At 65.9% G+C, this 22,443-nt stretch carries 17 protein-coding genes; 5 read left to right on the top strand and 12 right to left on the bottom strand.

Annotated features, from left to right (window positions below):
* Positions 1–109 precede the first annotated feature (109 nt).
* Positions 110–1,474, bottom strand: a complete 1,365-nt coding sequence (locus tag E4K65_RS13815) for a sensor histidine kinase (RefSeq protein WP_135174624.1) — start codon at positions 1,472–1,474, stop codon at positions 110–112.
* Complete coding sequence (locus tag E4K65_RS13810) at positions 1,471–2,151, bottom strand: response regulator transcription factor (protein WP_028173254.1); 681 nt, start codon at positions 2,149–2,151, stop codon at positions 1,471–1,473. Before E4K65_RS13810 ends, E4K65_RS13815 begins: the two co-directional genes overlap by 4 nt.
* Before the next feature lie 351 nt (positions 2,152–2,502).
* On the opposite strand from E4K65_RS13810, the gene E4K65_RS13805 reads away from it, so the two are divergent.
* Positions 2,503–3,396 carry a MipA/OmpV family protein gene (locus tag E4K65_RS13805; RefSeq protein WP_167770790.1) on the top strand — a complete coding sequence of 298 codons (894 nt, stop codon included), beginning with the start codon at positions 2,503–2,505 and terminating at the stop codon, positions 3,394–3,396.
* A 6-nt stretch (positions 3,397–3,402) separates the two neighbouring features.
* The gene (locus E4K65_RS13800) at positions 3,403–4,143 is read left to right on the top strand and encodes a hypothetical protein (RefSeq protein WP_135174623.1); all 741 of its coding nucleotides are present in this window, start codon (positions 3,403–3,405) and stop codon (positions 4,141–4,143) included.
* 4 nt (positions 4,144–4,147) lie between these two features.
* On the opposite strand, the gene garD is transcribed toward E4K65_RS13800, so the two are convergent.
* From garD to E4K65_RS13755, 8 genes are all read right to left on the bottom strand, one after another.
* A complete protein-coding gene (gene garD, locus E4K65_RS13795; protein WP_135174622.1) occupies positions 4,148–5,689 on the bottom strand; it encodes a galactarate dehydratase in 1,542 nt (513 codons plus the stop codon).
* A 126-nt stretch (positions 5,690–5,815) separates the two neighbouring features.
* The gene (locus tag E4K65_RS13790; protein ID WP_135174621.1) at positions 5,816–7,264 is read right to left on the bottom strand and encodes an aldehyde dehydrogenase family protein; all 1,449 of its coding nucleotides are present in this window, start codon (positions 7,262–7,264) and stop codon (positions 5,816–5,818) included.
* Positions 7,265–7,287: 23 nt separating this feature from the next.
* A complete protein-coding gene (gudD, locus tag E4K65_RS13785; RefSeq protein WP_135174620.1) occupies positions 7,288–8,646 on the bottom strand; it encodes a glucarate dehydratase in 1,359 nt (452 codons plus the stop codon).
* A gap of 29 nt (positions 8,647–8,675) precedes the next feature.
* Positions 8,676–9,620 carry a 5-dehydro-4-deoxyglucarate dehydratase gene (gene kdgD, locus E4K65_RS13780; RefSeq protein ID WP_027548051.1) on the bottom strand — a complete coding sequence of 315 codons (945 nt, stop codon included), beginning with the start codon at positions 9,618–9,620 and terminating at the stop codon, positions 8,676–8,678.
* A gap of 123 nt (positions 9,621–9,743) precedes the next feature.
* A complete protein-coding gene (locus E4K65_RS13775; RefSeq protein WP_011088611.1) occupies positions 9,744–10,649 on the bottom strand; it encodes a LysR family transcriptional regulator in 906 nt (301 codons plus the stop codon).
* A 122-nt stretch (positions 10,650–10,771) separates the two neighbouring features.
* On the bottom strand, positions 10,772–12,124 hold the full coding sequence (locus E4K65_RS13770) for an MFS transporter (RefSeq protein WP_167770789.1): 1,353 nt from the start codon (positions 12,122–12,124) through the stop codon (positions 10,772–10,774).
* Positions 12,125–12,466: 342 nt separating this feature from the next.
* Positions 12,467–14,419 (bottom strand): SGNH/GDSL hydrolase family protein, encoded by a 1,953-nt coding sequence (locus E4K65_RS13760; protein WP_135174618.1) that lies wholly within the window; start codon positions 14,417–14,419, stop codon positions 12,467–12,469.
* Positions 14,420–14,520: 101 nt separating this feature from the next.
* Positions 14,521–15,603: a lysylphosphatidylglycerol synthase transmembrane domain-containing protein gene (locus E4K65_RS13755; RefSeq protein WP_135174617.1), complete on the bottom strand. Its 1,083-nt coding sequence runs from the start codon at positions 15,601–15,603 to the stop codon at positions 14,521–14,523.
* 427 nt (positions 15,604–16,030) lie between these two features.
* On the opposite strand from E4K65_RS13755, the gene E4K65_RS13750 reads away from it, so the two are divergent.
* On the top strand, positions 16,031–16,537 hold the full coding sequence (locus E4K65_RS13750; protein ID WP_135174616.1) for a YciE/YciF ferroxidase family protein: 507 nt from the start codon (positions 16,031–16,033) through the stop codon (positions 16,535–16,537).
* 46 nt (positions 16,538–16,583) lie between these two features.
* On the opposite strand, the gene E4K65_RS13745 is transcribed toward E4K65_RS13750, so the two are convergent.
* Positions 16,584–17,825 carry an MFS transporter gene (locus E4K65_RS13745; protein ID WP_135174615.1) on the bottom strand — a complete coding sequence of 414 codons (1,242 nt, stop codon included), beginning with the start codon at positions 17,823–17,825 and terminating at the stop codon, positions 16,584–16,586.
* A gap of 228 nt (positions 17,826–18,053) precedes the next feature.
* Between E4K65_RS13745 and E4K65_RS13740 the strand changes: the two genes are divergently transcribed.
* On the top strand, positions 18,054–19,457 hold the full coding sequence (locus E4K65_RS13740; protein ID WP_135174614.1) for an MFS transporter: 1,404 nt from the start codon (positions 18,054–18,056) through the stop codon (positions 19,455–19,457).
* A 114-nt stretch (positions 19,458–19,571) separates the two neighbouring features.
* A complete protein-coding gene (locus E4K65_RS13735) occupies positions 19,572–21,971 on the top strand; it encodes a bifunctional diguanylate cyclase/phosphodiesterase (protein WP_135174613.1) in 2,400 nt (799 codons plus the stop codon).
* Positions 21,972–21,976: 5 nt separating this feature from the next.
* On the opposite strand, the gene E4K65_RS13730 is transcribed toward E4K65_RS13735, so the two are convergent.
* Entirely contained in the window at positions 21,977–22,411 is a 435-nt protein-coding gene (locus tag E4K65_RS13730; RefSeq protein WP_135174612.1) for a hypothetical protein, read from the bottom strand.
* Positions 22,412–22,443 lie beyond the last annotated feature (32 nt).

Below are 22,443 nucleotides of genomic sequence, written 5' to 3'. Positions count from 1 at the left end.
ATTGCCTTCGGCGAATATATTGGTTGCTTGATGCGAAGGGACGAAACGAGGAAGAAGTTTTTCGCGCCAATGTTTCCGGACGGTTTCGCGGAAGCGCCGATGCGCCCGCCTAGTGCTCTTGCAGATCAAGCTGCGGCGATTTGACCGCCGCGTTGGCCGCGGGAAAGTGCAGGCGCATCGTCGTGCCATGACTCGGCGCGGAAGAGATGACCAGCTCGCCGCGGTGGGCGGCCATGATCTCGCGCACAATCGACAGGCCGAGGCCCGCGCCATCGCGCGCGCTGTTGCCGGTCTGAAATGGTTCGGTCAGCCCGTGTTCGGCGCCATCGGGCAGGCCCGCGCCGTCATCGTGAATCGAGACGCCATCGCGGCTGAGCGTGGCGGTGATGCGCCGCGCGCCACGGGCGTGGATGAGCGCGTTGCCGACGAGATTGGCGAGCGCGCTGCGAATGGCGGCGTCCACGCCCTGCACCAGGAACGGTCCCTGGTCGGCCCGCTCCAGCGCAAGCTCTATGCCGGCGTCCAGCGCCGAGGGACCGAAATCGGCCAGAACGTCCAGCGTGATCTCGGCAAGATTGATTGGCCGCTTCTCGATCGCGTGATTTTGCAGGCGCGCGAGGTCGAGCATGGCGGAGACCAGCGAGGTGAGGCGGCGGACGTCCCGCACCAGCTCGACCTTCAGGGCCGGCTCGGCCACGTCCTCGATCTTCGCGCGCAGCAGCGTGAGCGGCGTGCGGAGCTGATGGGCGGCATTGCCGAGAAAGCGGCGCTGCATCCTGATATAGGCGTCGATCTCGCCGAAGGCGCGGTTCAGCGCCTCGACCAGCGGCTTCAGCTCGCGGGGGACCTCGGACAGGGAGATCAGACCTTGCGGCGCTGCAGGGTCGATCGCGAGCGCGCGAAGCGCCACCCGTTCGATACCGCGTGAAACGAAACGCGCGGCCAGCGCCGCGCCGACGGCAACGGTCGCGGCAAAGGCCAGCGCCAGCAGCGTGATCGAAAAGATACTGCGGATGAGAAAGTTTCTCGCCATCCGGCCGAAACGGACTTGAGGCTCGCCGACCATCATCGCGAGCCGCAACGCCCCCCGTTGCACGACGGCGAGGCAGAAGGTGCTCTTCTGGTCGAGCGTGCTGAAGACCGATGAGCCGACAGGCCCGTGATAGGGAAACGCGAAGGGAAGGGCCGGCCGGCGTTCGCTGCCATACTCGCTGACCAGCTCGCCCGCGGACACGACGTACCAGAGGTTCGGGCTATCCGCTTTCAGCTCCTCGAGGGCGCGCGTCGGGCGCACCGTCAAGTTCTGCCCTTCGACTATGGTGGCGCGATCGAGAACGGCGGCCACGACCCGGCAAGCCCTGAACTCGCGCTCCTCCATCGGATAGCGCCAGATGAAGAGGCCGAGCATGATCAGGAAAATCGTCGTCGCGGCGATACCTAGCGACAGCGCAAAGGTCCGGGCGATCGACGTCATCGCGGTGTTGCCAGCCGCAGGATGTAGCCGATGCCGCGCATGCTGCGGATCTCGACGTCGCCGCCGAGCGCGGCCAGTTTCTTCCGCAGGCGCGAGACCTGCGCTTCGAGCGTGTTGGATTCGATCTCGTCGTCGAAGCCGTAGATCTCCTCGATCAGGGCGGCGCGTGTGATGACACGGTCGCGCCGCATCAATAGCGCTCCGAGGATCAGCGCCTCGCGCCGCCGCAGCAGGATTTTGGTGTCGGCGACCACCGCCTCGTTGCTGCCGAGATGCAGCTCGACATTGCCGAGCGACAGCACCGCGGGCGCGAGCAGGCGAGGCCGCCGCAACACGGCGCGCACCCGCGCGATCAGCTCCTGCGGCTCGAACGGCTTGCCGAGATAGTCGTCGGCGCCGCCGTTGAGGCCGTCAACGACGTCCTCCTTGGCGTCCTTGGACGTCAGCATGATGATCGCGGGGCGTTCCGGCGACCGGCTCAGCGCCGTGACCACCTCGAGCGCATCGCCGTCCGGCAGCATCCGGTCGACGATGGCGAGATCGTATTTGAAATTGTCCAGCGCTTGGCGGGCGTCGGCAATCGAGCCGACGAGGTCGACGACGCCGTGCAATTGCCCGAGCAGCCGGCTGACATAGGCGCCGATCTGCGGTTCGTCTTCGATCACAAGGGAGCGCACGCGGGTCGTCCTTGACTCTGCTGGGGCAACAAAACCCCGACCTTGACGCTTCCTGGCCGAATTCCGGCATTTCGGTTCGTGCGCGAGGTTCCCTTTAAGGTAGCGAGCTTGGCGAATAAAAGGCAGGGACGAGGGCGCTCACCGGCACGCGCGGTCAAAGTTAGGAGCGTGAACGCGTCCCGGGCAATGTTCGGGCAATGTTGGTCCTGCGGCGCACCTGGCGAGCGCCGGGAACGGATTGGGGCGGTGGCCCTGCGCCCTGCAATCTTGGGGCAATTTTGCCGGATCACATGCTGTGGCTCCAACCACACCAGTCGACCAGGCCCAGCAGGGCCGGTCCGGGGCCCCGTAATGAAGCAATTTGACGAAGCCGCTCTCGATCGTGCGGCGAGCGCGCAGCAGAGTTTGCTGAGTGCATTCCTTGCCGCGCTCGGCGCGATCACGGCGATCCCTCAGTCTGCATCGGCGCAGACTGCGTTCACGCTGCCGGCCCCATCGTTCGACCTGCCGATGCTGCCCTCGCCCTCCGGCAACTGGACCGTCATGGTCGGTATCGGCGGCGAATACACACCGGACTTCGTCGGGTCGAAGAACGGAAAATTCCGCCCGATCCCGATCTTCTCCATTCGCCGTGCCGGATCGATCGACCAGTTTCGCGGCCCCCGCGACAGCGCCAGCATTGCGCTGCTCGACGTCGGCTATTTTCGCGCCGGGCCTGCATTCAAATACGTCTCGTCGCGCAAGAGCGACAAATATTCCGAGCTGACAGGCCTCGGCGATGTCAAAGCCGCATACGAGCTCGGCGGCTTCGTCGAATATTACCCGGTCGACTGGCTGCGCCTGCGCAGCGAATTGCGCCAGGGCGTGGGTGGCCATACCGGCGCGGTGGCCGACATTTCCGCCGACGTCATCGTGCCGCTGATCCAGAGGCTTACGATCTCGGCCGGCCCGCGCTTCACCTGGAAAAGCACCAAGGCGACCGCACCGTATTTCGGCGTCGATGCCACGCAGGCGCTGGCGTCGGGACTGCCGATGTACGATGCCAGGGGCGGTGCGCACTCGGTCGGCTTCGGCAGCCAGATCTCCTATCGCATCAATCCGCAGTGGGAGGTCCATGCCTATGTCGAGTACGAGAAGCTGCTTGGCGACGCCGCGGACAGCCCGCTGGTGAAGCTGCGGGGATCGTCGAACCAGACCACGATCGGCCTGGGCGCGTCCTATTCGTTCGACTTCAGGATTCGATAGGTCGCCATGCGCCGTCATGCTGTTCTATGGATTGCCCTCGCGGTCGCTTCCGTCGCCCTCAGTGCCGCCGCGGCGTTCGAGACGCGCGCGAGCCGGCTCCAGGCGATCAAGACCGTCGGCATCGTCTCGGCCATCGGCGAGGAGATGAGCCTGACGCAGGCCGGGCTGACCGCGCTCGGCAATACCGGGCAGAGCGCCTCGATCAGCGCCTGGGGGCTCGACGAGATGATCGTCCAGCAGGCGACGAAGCTCTTGAGCGGACGCTTTCGCGTGCAGCCGGTGAGCTACAGGCGCGCCGCGTTCGCCGCGATCAGGGATTCGGCGGTCGCGCCCGTCAATCTGCTGCGCAGCGATCCATTCAAGGAGCTGGTTCGCAGCGATGTCGCTCCGCAGGGGCTGGATGCCTACATCGTCATTACAAGGGCAAGATCCAAGCTCGGCAGCGGCCGCAACGTCGAGGGCATCGGGCTCGTCCAATACCGGACGCTGCTCGCAGACTACGGCCTGATCCACGCGCTCTACGAGGTCCGCGTGATCGACGGCAAGTCGTTTGACGTGATCGAGAAGCGGGCGGCCGCGCCGCTCGACAACACCGGGACCATGCGGCTCGCCGGTCCGAGCGGGCCGGTCGACGAGACGTTTGACGGTCCGGCGTCGGGGGAACGGCTGCGCACGGCGATAGTGGATCTCGTCACGCGCAGCCTTCCGGTCACGCTGAGCGACATGCACCTGATGGAAAGTCAGTGACCCCTCAGGTCACCGGCGCCGGATTGAACAGCGTGAGGTCGTTGTGGATGCCCCAGCGGTCCGACCACGGTTTGGTGCGGCCACTGGCGACGTCGAGGATCAGGCGGAACAGGTCCCAGCCGCACTCCTCGATGGTCTTCTCGCCGGTGGCGATGCTGCCCGAATCGAAGTCGATCAGGTCCTTCCAGCGCCGCGCGAGCTCGCTGCGGGTTGCGACCTTGATCACGGGCGCAGCCGCAAGGCCGTAGGGCGTGCCGCGGCCGGTGGTGAATACCTGCAGCGTCATGCCGGAGGCGAGCTGGAGCGTGCCGCAGATGAAGTCGGAGGCGGGCGTTGCCGCGAACAGCATGCCCTTCTGCGTCGCCTTCTCGCCGGGCGCGAGCACGCCGGTGATGGCGGACGAGCCGGACTTGACGATCGAGCCCAGCGATTTTTCGACGATGTTGGCAAGACCGCCCTTCTTGTTGCCGGGCGTGGTGTTGGCGCTGCGATCGGCACCGCCGCGGGCGAGATAAGAATCGTACCAGGCCATCTCGCGCACCAGCGCGCGGCCGACCTCCTCGTTGATCGCGCGTCGCGTCAGGAGCTGGATGGCGTCGCGCACTTCGGTCACTTCCGAGAACATCACGGTGGCGCCGGCGCGCACCAGGAGGTCGGCGGCGAAGCCGACCGCGGGGTTCGCGGTGACGCCGGAGAACGCGTCGCTGCCGCCGCATTGCAGTCCGATGACGAGGTCGGAGGCCGGGCAGGTCTCGCGGGTGCGCTTGTTGAGGATTTTCAGGCGTGCTTCGGCCTGGGTCATGATGGCATCGACGATCGCGCCAAAGCCGTCGAAGGCCTCGTCCTGCATGCGAACGATGGCGTCGCTGACGCCTTCCGGCACCAGCCGCTCAGGCGCGAGCTTTTCGCAACCGAGGCTGATGACCAGAATTTCGCCGCCGAAATTCGGGTTGAGCGCCAGGTTCTGCAGCGTGCGGATCGGCACCACCGCGTCGGGCGCGTTGATGGCGACGCCGCAGCCATAGGCATGCGTCAGCGGCACGACGTCGTCGACGTTCGGATACTTCGGCAGCAGCTCGGCGCGGATGCGCTTCACCGCATATTCCATCGTGCCCTTGACGCATTGCACGGAGGAGGAGATACCGAGAATGTTCTTGGTACCGACCGAGCCGTCCGGATTGCGGAAGCCTTCGAAGGTAAAGCCTTCGAGCGGCGGCAGCGGAGCGGGCACGGCGGTCGAGATTTCGAGCTTGTCGAGGGCGGGGGCTTCCGGCATGCGGATGCGTGCCTCGTCGACCCACTCACCGGCCAGGATCGGCGAGAGTGCGTAGCCGATCACCTCGCCATAGCGGACAATCGGCGCATCCTGCGCGATATCGACCAGCGCCGTCTTGTGCCCCTGCGGCACAAAGGCGCGCAGCGTCAGTCCGCAGGCAAAGCGGGAGCCGGCGGGAAGCCCGAAATCATTGACGACGATCGCGACATTGTCGCGCTCGTTGAGCTTGATGTAGCGGGGCTGCTCCTTCGCTGCGACGTCCTGGTCCATGAGTGGACTCCGGGATTTGTAGGGTGGGTTAGCGCAGCGTAACCCACCAATGTCTCTGTCCGCGGAAGCAGAAGAGGTGGGTTACGCTGCGCTAACCCACCCTACGATGTCTACGATATCAGCCCATCAACCCGGATAGGTGTAGGCCGTCTTCACCGTCGTGTAGAACTCGCGCGCATAGGAGCCCTGCTCGCGGGCGCCGTAGCTCGATCCCTTCCGGCCGCCGAACGGCACGTGATAGTCGACGCCGGCGGTCGGCAGGTTGACCATCACCATGCCGGACTCGCTGTTGCGCTTGTAGTGCGAGGCGTATTTCAGGCTGGTGGTGCAGATGCCGGAGGCGAGGCCGAACTCGGTATCGTTGGAGATCGCGAGCGCCTCCTCGTAGTTCTTGGCGCGGATGACGGCGGCGACCGGGCCGAAGATCTCTTCGCGCGCGATGCGCATGTTGTTGTTGGCTTCGGTGAACAGCGCCGGCTGGAGATAGTGGCCGGGCGTCTCGCGCTTGAGCAGCTCGCCGCCGAAGGCGAGCTTTGCGCCCTCGTCCTGGCCGATCTTGATGTAGCGCAGGTCCTGGTCGAGCTGGCTCTGGTCGACGACGGGGCCGATATGCACGCCCGCCTTGAGCGCGTCGTCCACCGACAGGCCCTTCAGGCGCTCGGCTACCGCGGCGACGAAGCGGTCGTGGATGCCTTCGGTGACGATCAGGCGCGAGGAGGCGGTGCAGCGCTGGCCGGTCGAGAAGTAGGCGCCGTTGACGGCGACTTCGACGGCGGTCTTGAGGTCCGCGTCGTCGAGCACGACCAGCGGATTCTTGCCGCCCATCTCGAGCTGGAACTTCTTCATCGGGTTCGACAGCACGCAGGCCTGCGCGATCTTTCGCCCGGTCTGCACCGAGCCGGTGAAGGAGATCGCGGCGACGTCGGGATGATCGAGCAGGGTCTGGCCGACCACGGAGCCGGAGCCGACGACGAGGTTGAAGACACCGGCCTGAATGCCGGAGCGGGTGATGATCTCGGACAGCGCATGCGCGGAGCCCGGCACCAGCTCGGCGGGCTTGAACACGACAGTGTTGCCGTAGCAGAGCGCGGGCGCGATCTTCCAGGCGGGGATCGCGATCGGGAAATTCCAGGGCGTGATCATGCCGACGACGCCGACGGGCTCACGGGTGAGCTCGACATCGAGACCGGGACGGACGGACGCACCCTTCTCGCCGATCAGGCGCAGCGCTTCGCCGGCGAAGAATGCAAAGATCTGGCCGGCACGGGCGACCTCGCCGATGCCCTCGGGGAGCGTCTTGCCTTCCTCGCGGGCGAGCAGGCGGCCGAGCTCTTCCTTGCGGGCGAGGATTTCGAGGGAAATCTTGTTCAGCGCGTCGTAGCGCACCTGCGGCGTCGACTGCGCCCAGGCGGGGAAGGCGGCCTTGGCTGCCGCAATCGCCTTCTCGGTCTGCGCCTTGTCGGCCTTGGCGTACTCGCCGACGAGATCGTTGGTGTTGGAGGGGTTGATGTTCTTGGTGACGCCGGAGCCGTCGACCCATTCGCCGCCGATGAAGTTCTTCAGGATCGCAGTCATCTCATTCCTCCAGGGGAAGTTTCTTACCGAACGAGGCACGGGCGCTTGTCGTCAAACGTCCAGCCGGGGATCAGGTCCTGCATGGCAATAGCGTCATCCCGGGCGCCGAGTCCATGCTGCTTGTAGAGGTCATGCGCGGCGTCGATGGCCGCCCTGTCGATTTCGATACCCAGGCCCGGCCTGTCGGGGACCGCAATCTTGCCGCCCTTGATCTGGAGCGGCTCCCTGGTCAGCGCCTGGCCGTCCTGCCAGATCCAGTGGGTGTCGATCGCGGTGACCTTGCCCGGGGCGGCGGCGCCGACATGGGTGAACATGGCGAGCGAAATGTCGAAATGGTTGTTGGAGTGCGAGCCCCAGGTCAGGCCGTTGTCCCGGCAGGTCTGGGCCACGCGCACCGAGCCTTGCATGGTCCAGAAATGGGGATCGGCCAGCGGAATGTCCACCGCCCCCAGGCGCAGCGCGTGGGAGAGCTGGCGCCAGTCGGTGGCGATCATGTTGGTCGCCGTCGGCAGGCCCGTGGCGCGGCGGAACTCGGCCAAGATCTCGCGGCCGGAGAAGCCGGCCTCGGCGCCGCAGGGGTCCTCGGCATAGGCGAGGATGCCGTGCATGTCCTTGCAGAGGCTGACGGCCTCGTCGAGCGACCAGGCGCCGTTCGGGTCCAGCGTGACACGCGCGTCGGGAAAGCGCCTGGCGATCGCGGTGACGGCCTCGATCTCCTGCTCGCCGCGGAGCACGCCGCCCTTGAGCTTGAAGTCGGCGAAGCCGTAATGGTCGTGGGTGGCCTCCGCGAGCCGCACCACGGTCTCCGGCGTCATCGCTTCCTGATGGCGGAGGTTGAACCATTCCGCCTTGCCGGTCTCGCCGGTGACGTAGTCGAGCCTGGACTTGCGGATGTCGCCGACGAAGAAGAGATAGCCGAGCGTCTCGACGCTCTTGCGCTGCTGGCCTTCGCCGAGCAGCGCGGCGACCGGCAGGTTGAGATGCTGGCCGAGCAGGTCGAGCAGCGCGGACTCGATCGCCGTGACCGCATGGATCATGACGCGGAGGTCGAAGGTCTGCTTGCCGCGGCCGCCGGCGTCACGATCGGCGAAGGCTGTGCTGACGTCGGCGAGGATGTTGTTCATCGCGCCGACGGTCTTGCCGATGACGAGATCGCGCGCATCCTGGAGCGTCTGCCAGATCTTCTGCCCGCCCGGCACCTCGCCGACGCCGGTGTGGCCGGCATTGTCGGTGAGGATGACGATGTTGCGGGTGAAGAACGGCGCATGCGCGCCGCTCAGATTGAGGAGCATGCTGTCGCGGCCCGCGACCGGGATCACCTGCATCGCCGTGACGACCGGTGCGCCGGCGACTGGCGCGCCGGAGATTTCAGTCTGGGCCATCGCGCGCTCCTCCCTGCTGTGTTTGGTCGTTATTCTGCAGCCTGTTGTGACGAGCGGATGGCGGGCAGGTTCTTGACCAGCGCGGTGAGCTCCGCAATCTCCTGCTCGGTGAGATCGGTCAGTGGCGGGCGGACCGGGCCGGAGTCGCGGCCGATCACCTTCATGCCGGCTTTAATGATCGAGACCGCATAGCCCTTCTTGCGGTTGCGGATCGCGATCAGCGGCAGGATGAAATCCTTCAGCCCGGCATGGATCGTCGCGTGATCGCGCTTGCGCACGGCGGCGTAGAAATTCGTCGCGAATTCCGGCACGAAGTTGAACACGGCCGAGGAATAGGTCGTCACGCCCATGTCGAGATAGGGCAGCGCGAAGGTTTCCGCGGTCGGCAGGCCGCCGATATAGGTGAGACGGTCGCCGAGCTTGGTGTAGACGCGGGTCATCAGCTCGATGTCGCCGATGCCGTCCTTGTAGCCGACGAGGTTCGGGCAGCGCTCGGCGAGGCGGGCCAGCGTGTCGGGCTGGAGGATGGCATTGTCGCGGTTGTAGACGATGACGCCGATCTTCACGGCGGCGCAGACCGCCTCGACATGGGCGGCAAGGCCGTCCTGCTCGGAATGGGTGAGATAGGGCGGCAGCAGCAACAGGCCGTCGGCGCCGGCCTTCTCGGCGCCAACAGCGATCTCGCGGGCGATCGCGGTGCCATAGCCGGTGCCGGCGAGCACGGGCACGCGGCCCTTGGTCTCCTCGACGGCGATCTTGACGATTTGCGGAACCTCGGTCGGCGTCAGCGAGAAGAACTCGCCGGTGCCACCGGCGGCGAACAGGCCTGCGACGTCATAGCCGCACAGCCAGTCCATGTTGGCCCGGTAGGTCGCCTCGTCGAAGGAGTAATCCGCCTTGAACGGCGTGACGGGGAAGGACAGGAGGCCCGATCCGATCTTCTGGGCCATTTCCTGCGGGGTCATCTTGCTCATGGGCGCGGCTCCCTAATTGCGTGTTGTGGAGGACGCAAGCCTGCGCGTCCATGCGCCGTGGTTTAGGAGACCGTTCGATGCGCGTCCAAGCCAAAGCCTATATCGACTGATGCGAAATCAGCATCAATCTTCCATGGTCTCCGCCGAGGACAACTCACCTGCGATTTTGACCAGCGCCGACAGCAGCGGATTCTCGTCGTCGCGGCGCCAGACCATGAACAGCTCGACCGGGACACGCGTGCGCAGCTTCAGGGGGCGCAGCCGCACGTCGGAGATCTTCAGGCTTGCGGCCGCGGCCGGCACGATGGCAAGGCCGAGGCCGGCACGGACCATGGCGAGGATCGAGTGGATCTGGCTCAGGTGCTGGACATAGCGCGGCAGCACGTCGGCGCGGGTGAACAGCGCCACCAGGAGATCGTGGAAGTAGCGGCTCTCATAGGGCGAATACATCACGAAGGGCTGGTCGTCGAAATCCTTGATGGTGATGCTGTCGGCGCTCGCCAACGGGTGCTTCTTCGGGATCGCGGCAAGCAGGGGCTCGGCGACGACACGGCGGCTGGCAACTTCAGGGCGCGCGATCGGCGGCCTGAGCAGGCCGGCGTCGATCTGGCCGGAGCTGAGCGCCTCGAACTGGTCGCCGGAGACCATCTCCTTCAGCGAGAAATCGACTTCGGGCAGCTTGGCGCGGCAGGCCGCGACGAGCTCGGGGAGGAAGCCGTAGGCGGCCGCTGCCGTAAAGCCGATCTTGAGCGAGCCGGTCTTGCCCAGCGCGATGCGGCGGGCGACCTGGGAGGCGCTTTCCGCAAGCTTCAGGATGCGCCGCGCCTCCGGCAGGAAGCTGCGGCCCGCAGGGGTCAGGCGCACCGAACGGCTGGTGCGCTCCAGCAGCGGCGCATCGATGATGTGCTCGAGCACCTGGATCTGCCGCGAGAGCGGCGGCTGGGTCATGTTCAGCCGCGCGGCGGCGCGGCCGAAATGCAGTTCCTCCGCCACCGTGACGAAACAGCGGAGCTGGTTGAGGTCGAACATCGATACATGCCTTAGATGAATAAGGCGTTTCCCCGGCACTTCTAGCATCGATCATCCCCAAAACAAAGACGGCGGCTTTTGGGGCCGCCGTTTGTTGCCTGGTCAAGCTCCCGTGGGAGCCCTCAGGAGGAACGTTTGAGCACCACCCGCTCGATCTTGCCCACCACGACGAGATAGGCGAACGCGGCGACCAGCGCGTTGGCGCCGACGAACAGCAGTGCACCGTTGAAGGAGCCGGTCGCGGCCAGGATGTAGCCGATCACGATCGGGGTGGTGATCGAGGAGAGGTTTCCGAAGGTGTTGAACAGGCCGCCGGAGACGCCGCCGGCTTCCTTCGGCGAGGTGTCGGAGACGACGGCCCAGCCGAGCGCACCGATGCCCTTGCCGAAGAAGGCGAGCGCCATGAAGCCGACCACCAGCGCCTGTCCGTCGACGTAGTTGCAGGCGATGATCGACATCGACAGCAGCATGCCGCCGACGATCGGAATCTTGCGCGCCATGGTCAGCGACCCCGTGCTGCGCAGGATCGCGTCCGAGATGATGCCGCCGAGCACGCCGCCGATGAAGCCGCACAGTGCGGGCAGCGTCGCGACGAAGCCGGCTTGCAGGATCGACAGGCCGCGCTCCTTGACGAGGTAGACCGGGAACCAGGTCAGGAAGAAATAGGTCAGCGTGTTGATGCAGTATTGGCCGAGATAGACGCCGAGCATCATGCGGTTGGAGAGCAACTGGCGGATATGGTCCCACCCGGAGCCAGCCTCTGGCACGCGCTCCTGCTTCAGATCGTCTCTGGGCGCGTCGAGATCGACCAGCGCGCCGCCTTCCTTGATGTAGTCGAACTCGGCCTCGTTGATGCCGGGATGCTCCTTCGGGCCGTAGATGGTCTTGATCCAGACGAGGCCCATGACGATGCCGAGGGCGCCCATCGCGAAGAACACGAAGCGCCAGCCGTAAGCGTGGGCAATCCAGCCCATCAGCGGCGCGAAGATCACGGTGGCGAAATACTGTCCCGAGTTGAAGAAGGCGGACGCGGTGCCGCGCTCGTTGCCGGGAAACCAGGCCGCGACGATGCGGGCATTGGCGGGGAAGGAGGGCGCCTCCGCGATGCCGACGAGGAAGCGAAGTGCGAACAGCACGACGATCGCGGTGCCGGCGCTGAAGATGCCGACCCAGCCCTGCATCATCGTGAACAGCGACCAGACGATGATGCTGAAGGCATAGACGAGGCGCGAGCCGTAGCGGTCGAGCAGCCAGCCGCCCGGCACCTGCGCGATCACATAGGACCAGCCGAACGCCGAGAAGATGTAGCCCATCGCGACGGGATCGAGATGCAGCTCCTTGGAGAGCGCGGGGCCTGCGATCGAGAGCGTGGCGCGGTCGGCGTAATTGACGGTCGTGACCAGGAACAACATGGTCACGATGAACAGCCTGACGCGAGACCTCCTCACGTCCGCTGCGGACACCACTGCGCTCATCACGCGCCTCCCTAGAACTCGAAATGTTTCCTCACCACGACTCCTAGAGGCGCGCGCGGCAGAGTGTCCAAGTTGAAGGGAGTATCGATCGATGCCGATTTTGGATTGATGGAACGGCAGGTGGGAGGGAACGATCGTGAGCTTACGAGCATGCGTTGGCGCCACGCACTCAACTGTCATTCCCCGCGAAGGCGGGGAATCCAGTACGCCGCGGCTTCTCGATTCAATCACAGCCGTCACGGAGTACTGGATCGCCGCCTTCGCGGGCGATGACAGCAGGTGTGTGGGGAGGGCGAGCCACGAGCTCGCAATGACGGCGTGGAGAGAGCTCGCTCTCGCTTCTTACCGCTGTGCGCCCGGCAACAGCGGCGCCAATAGTCCCCGCGTCACGCCCGGCGGCACGGCATCGAGGCCGAGCACGGCGCTCGCTGCGGGAAGCGCCGCATCCGCCATTGCGGCGTGGCCTTCGGCGCTTGGATGCACGGCGCCGCCATAGACGGCGGAGAGCACGCCCCAGGTGGCGTCGTGGATGTCGGTCGGCTGGCTCGCGGCCGGCAGGCCTTGCGGGTAGGTCATCGCCGCGAAGTAGCTGTCGTTGGCGTCGCGGATCCAGCGGGCGCGCGGCAGATAGGCGCGATACTCCGAGGCGCCGCGGCCGCACAGCATCGGCTGGCTCGCCGCCGTCACGATGTCCGGATTGAAGCTTTGGCCGTTCTCGGCAAAGCAGGTGCGGTCGAATTCGGGATCGTTGCCGGAATGGGCGCAGAAGCCGTGATCGGCGAACGCTGCCTGATGCGCGTCGACGAAGGTCATGCGGTCGGCTTCGGGATCGCGGCACAGCGCGCCGCGGGTGCAGGTGGCGAGCCCCTTCAGCTGCGGCAGGAATTCGGTGTCGACGAAGGTCGAGACGCGGGCGAGGCGCTGCGGGTCGGCGTTGAAGGACGGATGAATGTCGAAGCCGGCGCGGCCGCCGCGGCAGGGCACGCCGCCGTCGGCGAGCGCCGGATTGGCGTAGGAGACATAGACCACATGCGAGAGGTCGCCGCCGACGAGCGGCTTCAGCGCCTCGCGCAGCTTGACGAAATTCTGCGGCAGCTCGCGCGCCAGCGCATCGCGGGATTCGTCGACGCTCGCCATCACGCCGGAGCGGCGGAACAGCGCGCGCTCGGTCGCGGTGTCGACGATGACGTCGGCGACGAGACCGGAGAAGTAGACATCATTGGCACCGACCGAGAGCAGCACGAGGTCGAGCGTGCGGTCCGGCTGGCGCTTTTTCGCCGCGGTGAGCGCCTCGCGCAGCTCGGCGACCTGCGCGTTCACGCTGGTCTGGCAATTGCCGTTCTTGCTGGGCGCGCATTCGCGGGCGCGCTGCGAGCCGAGCAGCCCGTCGCCGATGCTGGCGCCGGTGCAGGCGAGCGGCAGGAAGGTCACCGCGATGTGGGTGTAGCGCACCGCGAGCGCCAGCGCGGTGCGGGCCTGGTAGCTGTAGAGCGAGCGGTGGCAGGGGGAGTTGAACCAGAGCGCGCCGTAGCGCTGCCAGTTGGCGAGCGTATCCGGCGCCTCGCAGGCGCGTCCGCCTTTGTAGCTGGCGCGGCTCGGCCGGTAGTATTGCCCGCCGGCGGTGCCGAGATAGGAGCGGAAGCAGAAACCTTCGTCCGACAGCGCCAGCGGCCGGTCGGGATTGCCTTCCCCCGAGGCGATACTGTCGCCGAGGCCGGCGACGAAGACGTCGCGGACCTGGATCTCGGCCTGAACGCGCTGGGTCGGATCGGAGCCGGAGGAGACGTCGACGCTCGCGACCGTCTGCTTGCCGTAGCGGACGCGCAGGTTGACCGGTTCGGCGCAGTCGAAGGTCGATTGTCGCGGGCCGTCGCCGTCGTCGAACGACCAGGCGCAGGTGGCGCCGACCGGCACCGCGCCGACGAGGCGCACGGTGACGGGGTGGTCGACCGGGGTGATGTAGTCTTCCTTGGTGTTGTCGCGGGTGCAGGGCTGATTGACCCGGCCCTGGAGGTCGATGCAGAGCCGGTTGACCATGTTGCGTGCCCAGCCGCGGCCCTCACTCTGGAGCTCCAGCGACTGCTCGGCGGCGAGGATGCTGCGGTTGCGCGCGTTCTCCACATGAAGCAGGAAGTCGCGCTCCTCGCGGAACAGGCGGAAGCGGTTGCGCACCTCCCAGGAAATCTGCATGGCGCCGGCGTCCTGCGCGGCTGCGCGCTCGGGCTGCAAAGCAGTCAAAATCCCGGCAAGCAGCAGGGCGCCTGCGAAGAAGGTGCGAAGAGATGATCGGATCATGGCCCGCGTGTTCAACGGCAAAGTTGAGGCGGAAATAAGAGAGGATTGCTCCCCCGCCCGCAACCTTTGTCTGACGATCTTGCGCGCCGCCGTCCAGCGCCTCAGCGCTTGCTGGCCTGCCGAAGCGACCGTTCGCGCTCCATCGCCGCCACCTGCTTGGGCAGGTTGCCCTGGGCGCAGGCCTCCGCCAGCCGCCGTCGCTCCTGCCAGGGCTCGACCACGTTCATCCAGAGCTCGCGTGCGCCCATGATGGAGATGGCCAGGCCGAACGGGATCACGAAATAGAGCAGGCGGAACACCAGCAGCGTCGCCAGAAGCTGCTCGCGGCCGAATTCCGGCAGCGCCACCAGCATGGCGGCGTCGAATACGCCGATCGAGCCGGGGGCATGGCTGGCAAAGCCGAGCAGGGTCGCCAGGATGAACACGACGGCGAGCGACAGGAAGTCGATCGGCGGATTGGCCGGCATCAAGAGGTACATCGCCGTGGCGCAGAAGCCGAGATCGACCACGCCGATCAGGATCTGCACCAGCGTCAGCGGTGCCGAGGGCAACACCACCTTCCAGCCCTTCTGGCCGAGCTCGCGGCGCTTCTCGCCCATGCACAGCCAGACCAGATAGGCGCCGATCGAGGCGAGGCCGCCGAGCGCGATCAGCCGGTTGATCGGCGACGGGAGCTGATCCATGTAGGAGGCGGCATCGGGATGGATGGCCATGCCGATCGAGAGCACGAAGATGTTACCGAGCCAGAAGGTCAGGCCTGACAGGAAGCAGATTTTCGCAACGTCGATCGCGTTCAGCCCATAATCCGAATAGATCCGGAAACGGATCGCGCCACCCGTGAACACCGTGGCGCCGATGTTGTGGCCGATCGAATAGGACGTGAAGCTGGAGAGCGCTGCAATGCGATAGGGCACGTGCCTCTTGCCGATCGTTCGCAGTGCAAAAAAGTCGTAGAAGGTCAGCGTACAGAACGCAAAGAAGACGCAGATCGCCGCCAGCCCGATATTCCCGCGGGGAATTTCGGTCAATGCAGTCAGGATGACGCCGGTGTCGATACCCTTGAGGGTCCGCACCAGTGTGGTGATTGCGAAGGCAATGATGAAGACGCTCGCGGCAATTCCGAGCCGTCGCCAGCCAATCCATCTCTTGAAGCCGCGCTTCAACGCGGGCAGCAGTCCGTGCATTCATCCTCCCGGCGGGGGGCAAGACCGACAAGGCCAGGTATTGGCCAGTCGGGCGCGATGGTTGCCAAAGGCAGGCGTCGATCGCTAGGCATGATCCAGATCATTTAAGGCAAAAACGGTGACTTGTGCAGCCCTTGACAAGGATAGGTTCTGTGCCGGACCGGCGACTTTGTCATATGTGGTTCACATCGGACGCGCGTTAAGCATATGAGTCGTCAGACCGGCCCGGCCCGCACGTTCGCATGTTGGCATGGTTTCATGTCGTGCCGTCCGCTGCATTGTTCCAGCGCAAGCGAAGCCGGCATTTTAGGAACGTCGATGCCGCGTGCCCGTTAGCGCCCCATCAGCAATCGAACATGGCGGAAATATGCGGCTATTCGTGGAAGCCGGTGCCTCCGTGTTCCCGAAACCCAAGAGGATCGGAACGATGGGACTGTTCACAAAAGACATCAAAACCATGAACGACTTGTTCGTGCACCAGCTCCAGGACATCTACTATGCCGAGCAGCAACTCACCAAGGCGCTGCCGAAAATGGCCGACAAGGCCACCGACCCGCAGCTGAAACAGGGCTTTTTGACGCACCTCGAGGAAACCAAGCAGCACGTCAAGCGGCTCGAGGAAGTGTTCAAGATGCACGGCGTGCAGGTGAAGGCGGTCGACTGCCCGGCGATCGACGGCATCATCGAGGAGGCGGAGGAGACCGCCGGCGAAGTCGCCGACAAGGCGGTGCTCGACGCAGCGTTGATCAATGCGGCGCAGGCCGCCGAGCATTACGAGATCGTGCGTTACGGCAGCCTGATCGCCTGGGCCAAGCAGCTCGGCCGGACCGATTGCGCCGCCGTGCTCGCCAAGACGCTCGAGGAAGAGAAGGCGACCGACAAGAAGCTCACGACGCTTGCCGAGAGCAAGGTGAATTTGCGCGCGGCAAGCTGACGGCGAGATACCTTCCGTCAGGAGACGCCGTGCATCCCGCGCGGCGTCACTTTCTCGGCTCCATCTCGCCGGCCTGGTATTTCAAGCCGAACACCAGAGCGACCACCGCAAAGACCGCAATCGTCGTGGCGAAAACCAGACTGGCGACGGTGGAGCTGATCAGCGTCGAGAGGACGCCGATTCCGATCACGGGAAGCGCGTTGCCGAGAAAGCAGCAGACGAAATAGGCCGAGACCACTTCGGCGCGGCGATCATCCGGTGCGATCTGGTTCACGACCTGCAGGCTGCCGCGATAGCCGAGGCCTGCCGCGACGCCGCAGGTGGCGGTCGCCGCGATCATGACGACGAGCGATTCCGCGAACTGTGCGGTGACGAGCAGGGCAAGGCTCGGCAACATCAGGCCGAGCGACCAGAGCATCGCGGCGCGGCTCGGCAGCGAGCGCGTCAGGGCAATGACGAGTGCAACGGCCGCCGCAAGCTCGAGGAAGATCGCGCCGGCGACCGCGTGGCTGGTGACATGCAGCTCGCTGGCGAGCACGCTCGGCGCGAGCGCGGCGAAAAAGGCGACGAGGGCCATGGCACCGAAGCCGGTGACCGCGGGTGCCACGAACCGGGGCCGGATCGACGACGGAACGCCGGCGCGGGGCCGTAGCGACAGCTGCGCGAAGGCGGCCAACGGACGATTGATTGTCTCACGAGCGAAGGCGAGAACGGCCGCGACAATGAGCAGTATTGCGAGATACGCAATGAACGGCGTTCGCAGTGGAAATGCGACATACTCGGCAAGCAGGCCGGCGATCAATGCCCCGAGACCAAGGCCGGTGAAGTTCGCGATGGTTGCGATCACGGTGGCGCGGGAGCGGTCCTGTTCGGCGACCAGTTCCGCAAGCCATGCGGTGCCGGTTCCGGCGCCGATTCCGATCGCAAGACCGCTCAGCACGCGTGCAACATAGAGCGAGGCGATCCCGTGTGCGAACAGGAACACGAGCGCACCCACAATGGCGATCCCGATGGCAATGACCGCAGTGCGCCGCCGCCCGACCTGATCGGACATCCGGCCAAATATCATAAGCGCGGTCAGGTTTCCGACGACGTAGACGGCGTAGATCAGGGTCAATGTGATCTGGGAGAAACCCAACTGCTGCTTGTAGATGACGTAGAGCGGGGTTGCGACCGTGCTGCCGGCGAACAGCGCGCCGATCAGGCTCCCGACAGCAACAATGGTTGCGGTCTTGCCGAACTCCGACCTTGCGCCTGACGGAACCGAGGTGGTGCCAACTCTTACCATGACTTTCGCTGCCTTGAAGAGAGGATGAGAGGCTCAACACGAAGCGATCTCGCGCTGTTCCCATGTCTCCGCGCGGACGGGGCTTGCATGGCGAGCAGGGCACGAGGCTTCAATGCCTTCCGGCGCGGGATGCGATTTATCCCGTGATGATGCTTCGATCATAACCGAAGCATGATCACGCAACGAAAGCTTAAATGTTGGCTTCACCCGCAAACATCGAGGTGGATCATGCCGGCAGAATATCTTCAGCTGCATTCGTCTCCGAAAACGTGGAACGCGCGAGGCGCGCAAGCTGCGTCCGCGCTGACGCTGGCTGCGATGAGCCTCGGTTATGGCGTGGTGCAGCTCGACGTCACCATCGTCAACACCGCGCTCGATGCGATGGGCAGGACGCTCGGCGGTGGTGTTGCCGAACTGCAATGGGTCGTCAGCGCCTATACCATTGCCTTTGCGGCCTTCATCCTGACGGCCGGTGCACTCGGCGACCGGATCGGCGCCAAGCGCGTCTTCATGGCCGGGTTCGCCATCTTCACCGCGGCCTCGCTCGCCTGTGCGTTGTCGCCCAATGCAATCGTGCTGATCGCGGCACGACTGGTCCAGGGCCTGGCGGCGGCAATCCTGGTTCCGAATTCGCTGGCGTTGCTCAACCATGCCTATGCCGACGACCGCGCGCGCGGCCGGGCCGTCGCGATCTGGGCCGCCGGAGCCAGCCTTGCGCTCACCGCGGGCCCCTTCGTCGGCGGCGCGCTGATCACGCTGGTCGGCTGGCGCGCGATCTTTCTCGTCAACCTTCCGATCGGCCTCATGGGCCTTTGGCTGAGTTGGCGTCATGCAACGGAGACCACGCGCGCGCCCTCGCGCGAGATCGATCTGCCCGGCCAGGTTGCGGCAATCGGCGCGCTGGGGGCGGTCGCCGGCGCGATCATCGAGGGCGGCGCGCTTGGCTGGGATCATCCGGCCGTGCTCGCGGCCTTCGCTTCAGCCCTCGTCCTGGCCGTGCTGTTCGTCTGGCGCGAGAGCCGCGCGGCGCAGCCGATGCTGCCCTTGTCCCTGTTCGGTCACCGGCTGTTTACCTTGACTGCGCTCGTCGGCCTGCTCGTGAACATCGCGATTTACGGCCTGATCTTCGTGCTCAGCCTGTACTTCCAGAGGATCAACGGGCTGTCGGCGTGGCGGACCGGACTAGCCTTCGTGCCGATGATGGCCGCGGTGCTCCCGGTCAATCTGCTGGCACCGCGCCTCGCCGAGCGCATCGGTCCGTGCCCGACCATCGTCGTCGGCGCCTGCATTTCGGCGCTCGGCTGTCTCGGCCTGCTGTGGATCGAGGCTGACACGAGCTATTGGATGATCTGCGCGCAGATGATCGCGATCAGCGGCGGACTTGGGCTGCTGGTGCCGCCGCTGACCTCGACCCTGCTGGGCAGCGTGGAGAAGGCGCGCTCCGGCATCGCGGCGGGCGTCCTCAACGCGACACGGCAGACCGGCAGCGTGCTCGGCGTTGCGCTGTTCGGCTCGCTGGTGGCCTCGGAAGGTGCGTTCATGGCCGGCCTGCACGCATCGCTGGTCGTATCGGCCGCCGTCCTGCTGCTCGCTGCTGCCGTGATCGGGATCGGCGCGCCGTCGCGAGGATGAACAATATGAGTAAAGGCGCACATCTTCCGTTCACCATCCCCGGAACGAGGACATAGCCGGTTACCGACTGTCCACCTCTGCCGGTTCTAAGTGCAGGTCCGATAGGGGCCGGCAATGTATCAAGTTCTCTACTGTCTTACGGACCAGCATGATTGGCGTCTGGTCGCGCTCGGCGGGGCGGTGTGCCTGCTCGCGAGCGCGGCGGCGATAAGCCTGTTCTACCGCGCGCGGGCGGCGAGCGGGGGTGCCCGCGTATCGTGGATCGCGCTCGACGCCATCGTTGCCGGCTGCGGCATCTGGGCAACCCATTTCATCGCGATGCAGGCTTACGGGCCCGGCGCCGGCGGCGCCTACAACATCCCCGTGACGGTCCTGTCGCTGATCTTCGCGATCGCGGTCACCTTCGTCGGGCTGAGCATCTCGGTGTCGGCGACGCGGGCGATCCCGGTCGCGCTCGGTGGCGCCGTCGTCGGTGGCGGCGTTGCCGCAATGCATTACACCGGCATGATGGCGCTCGAGATTCCCGCGCGCATCGGCTGGGAGACCGCCACCGTGACGGTCTCGATCATTCTTGGCGTTATCTTTGGATCGCTTGCGCTGGTCGTCGCGGGGCGGCGCGACAGCCTGGCGAATGCGCTCGGCGCGACGGTGCTGCTGACCGTTGCCATCGTCTCGCATCATTTCACCGCCATGGGCGCCGTGGAGCTGGCGCCGGATCCTGCGATCGTCATCAGCGGCCTGTCGATTCCGCCGGCCTCATTGTCAATCCTCACCGCCAGCGCTGCCGCTGCAATCATCGCGATCGCGCTCGCAGCAGCTGTGCTCGACCGCCGTGCCAAGGGCGAGCTGGGACGCCAGCAGGTCGTGCTCGATACCGCGCTCGAGAACATGTCGCAGGGGCTGTGCATGTTCGACGCGGACGGCAAGATCATGCTGTTCAACGAGCGCTACGCGGCGATGTTTCGTCGCACCGATATCGCGCTCGCCGGCCGCCTGCTGGTCGACGTGCTGCGGGAAGAGCAGGCCAAGGGCCAGTGGCAAGGCGACGCGAATGAATTCTTCGCGCGCCTCGTGGTCGACGCGCGCGAGGGCCGCACGACCAGCCAGATCGTCAACCGGTTCGGCCGCTCCATCCGGGTCGTCAACCAGCCGATGCAGGGCGGCGGCTGGGTCGCGACCTTCGAGGACATCACCGAATGGCTGGAGGCGCAGGCGAAGATCTCGCACATGGCGCGTCATGACGCGCTGACCGGTCTGCCGAACCGCGTGCTGTTCCACGAGCAACTCGAGCAGGGATTGCGCCGGGCGGGTTCGGGTGACCAGCTCGCGGTGCTCTGCCTCGATCTCGACCACTTCAAGGATATCAACGACTCGCTCGGCCATCCCATCGGCGATGCGCTGCTCAAGGAGGTCGGCCGCAGGCTGAGGGCGACCGTCGGCGAAAGCGACACGGTGGCGCGGCTCGGCGGCGACGAATTCTCCGTGGTCCAGATCGGACGGTCGGAGGAGGCTGCTGCGAGGTCCCTTGCCGGCCGCCTCGTCGAGGCGATCTCGGCGCCTTACGAGATCGACGGCCATCAGATCGTCATCGGTGTCTCGATCGGCATCTCGCTGTCGCCGCAGGACGGCAGCGATCCGGACGAGCTTTTGAAGAACGCCGACCTCGCGCTGTACCGCGCCAAGGCGGATGGCCGCGGCACCTACCGCTTCTTCGAGACCGGCATGGATGCGCGCGCGCAGGCGCGGCGTCTGTTGGAGATGGATTTGCGCGCGGCGCTGCAACGTGACGAGTTCCAGCCGTACTATCAGCCGATCCGCGACGTCGCCAGTGGTCGCGTCGTCGCCTTCGAGGCGTTGCTGCGCTGGAACCATCCGCAGCGCGGCCTGATCGCCCCCATCAACTTCATTCCGCTGGCCGAGGAGACCGGACTCATCGTCCAGCTCGGCGAATTCATGCTGCGCTCCGCCTGCGCCGACGCGGCCACCTGGCCGGACGATATCGATGTCGCGGTCAACCTGTCGCCGGTGCAGTTCAAGAACCCGAACCTGATCGCATCCGTGACCGAGGCGCTGACCGCCTCGGGACTGGCGGCGCGCCGGCTCGAGCTCGAGATCACCGAATCGGTGCTGCTCCAGAATAGCGAGGCGACACTGACCACCCTGCACGAGCTGCGCGCCATGGGCGTGCGCATCTCGCTCGACGATTTCGGCACCGGCTATTCGTCGCTGAGCTATTTGCGCAGCTTTCCGTTCGACAAGATCAAGATCGACCGCTCCTTCGTGTCGGAGCTCGCGACGCGCGAGGATTCCATGGCGATCATCCGTGCCGTGACCGGGCTCGGCCGCAGCCTCGGCATCGTGACCACCGCGGAAGGCGTCGAGAACGACGCGCAGCTCGAGCTGCTCAGGCGCGAGGGCTGTACCCAGGCGCAGGGCTACCTGTTCAGCAAGCCGCGGCCTGCCTCGGACGTGGCGCTGATGCTGGAGCGCCCGCGGCTGCGCGCGTCGGCGTAGAAAGGTCAGCCGCGGCGCAGGGCGAAATGCGCGCCGCAGAATGCCATCACGGCGCCAAGGCACAGCGCGGCGAGCCCGGCGAGCACGCCCGCGACCGTCGGGATCGGGCTCGGAGCCGAGGCCACCTGGCCGGCACCCGCAAGCAGGAGCACGCCGACCGCGATCAGGAATTGCCGCATCCGTTGCGGGATCTGGCCGTCAGCGGCGCTCTGCATCAACGTCGCCGTGAAATAGCCGCCGGAAAAGCCGACCGTTGCGATGAGCCACCAGGCGATCGCGGCGCCGGCCGGAATGAACTCATGCGTGTCGGAGTGCCAGAGGCCGCCGAGGTCGAGCCCGTAGCGCGCGCCCAGCATGTGCACCGCGAGCGCGAGCAGCACGCCGCAGATCACGGCTGCACCGAGAATCAGGCGGCGCGGAAAAAAGGTCGTCTCAGCCATGCCCCGCTTGTAGGATGGGCGAGGGCGACCGC

Origin of the sequence: Bradyrhizobium niftali (assembly GCF_004571025.1) — a bacterium.
Classification (GTDB): Bacteria; Pseudomonadota; Alphaproteobacteria; order Rhizobiales; family Xanthobacteraceae; genus Bradyrhizobium; species Bradyrhizobium niftali.
Note: the sequence above shows the minus strand (reverse complement) of the source record. Positions and strands in the feature narration are given on the sequence as shown.

What these genes read in the sequence shown, in the direction of transcription:
- E4K65_RS13760 (WP_135174618.1), bottom strand. Translation starts at nt 14,419, where the DNA reads ATGATCCGATCATCTCTTCGCACCTTCTTCGCAGGCGCCCTGCTGCTT.
- E4K65_RS13790 (WP_135174621.1), bottom strand. Translation starts at nt 7,264, where the DNA reads ATGACTGCGATCCTGAAGAACTTCATCGGCGGCGAATGGGTCGACGGC.
- gudD (WP_135174620.1), bottom strand. Translation starts at nt 8,646, where the DNA reads ATGGCCCAGACTGAAATCTCCGGCGCGCCAGTCGCCGGCGCACCGGTC.
- E4K65_RS13755 (WP_135174617.1), bottom strand. Translation starts at nt 15,603, where the DNA reads ATGCACGGACTGCTGCCCGCGTTGAAGCGCGGCTTCAAGAGATGGATT.
- E4K65_RS13815 (WP_135174624.1), bottom strand. Translation starts at nt 1,474, where the DNA reads ATGACGTCGATCGCCCGGACCTTTGCGCTGTCGCTAGGTATCGCCGCG.
- E4K65_RS13735 (WP_135174613.1), top strand. Translation starts at nt 19,572, where the DNA reads ATGTATCAAGTTCTCTACTGTCTTACGGACCAGCATGATTGGCGTCTG.
- E4K65_RS13800 (WP_135174623.1), top strand. Translation starts at nt 3,403, where the DNA reads ATGCGCCGTCATGCTGTTCTATGGATTGCCCTCGCGGTCGCTTCCGTC.
- E4K65_RS13750 (WP_135174616.1), top strand. Translation starts at nt 16,031, where the DNA reads ATGGGACTGTTCACAAAAGACATCAAAACCATGAACGACTTGTTCGTG.
- E4K65_RS13770 (WP_167770789.1), bottom strand. Translation starts at nt 12,124, where the DNA reads ATGAGCGCAGTGGTGTCCGCAGCGGACGTGAGGAGGTCTCGCGTCAGG.
- E4K65_RS13775 (WP_011088611.1), bottom strand. Translation starts at nt 10,649, where the DNA reads ATGTTCGACCTCAACCAGCTCCGCTGTTTCGTCACGGTGGCGGAGGAA.
- kdgD (WP_027548051.1), bottom strand. Translation starts at nt 9,620, where the DNA reads ATGAGCAAGATGACCCCGCAGGAAATGGCCCAGAAGATCGGATCGGGC.
- E4K65_RS13740 (WP_135174614.1), top strand. Translation starts at nt 18,054, where the DNA reads ATGCCGGCAGAATATCTTCAGCTGCATTCGTCTCCGAAAACGTGGAAC.
- E4K65_RS13745 (WP_135174615.1), bottom strand. Translation starts at nt 17,825, where the DNA reads ATGGTAAGAGTTGGCACCACCTCGGTTCCGTCAGGCGCAAGGTCGGAG.
- E4K65_RS13805 (WP_167770790.1), top strand. Translation starts at nt 2,503, where the DNA reads ATGAAGCAATTTGACGAAGCCGCTCTCGATCGTGCGGCGAGCGCGCAG.
- garD (WP_135174622.1), bottom strand. Translation starts at nt 5,689, where the DNA reads ATGGACCAGGACGTCGCAGCGAAGGAGCAGCCCCGCTACATCAAGCTC.
- E4K65_RS13730 (WP_135174612.1), bottom strand. Translation starts at nt 22,411, where the DNA reads ATGGCTGAGACGACCTTTTTTCCGCGCCGCCTGATTCTCGGTGCAGCC.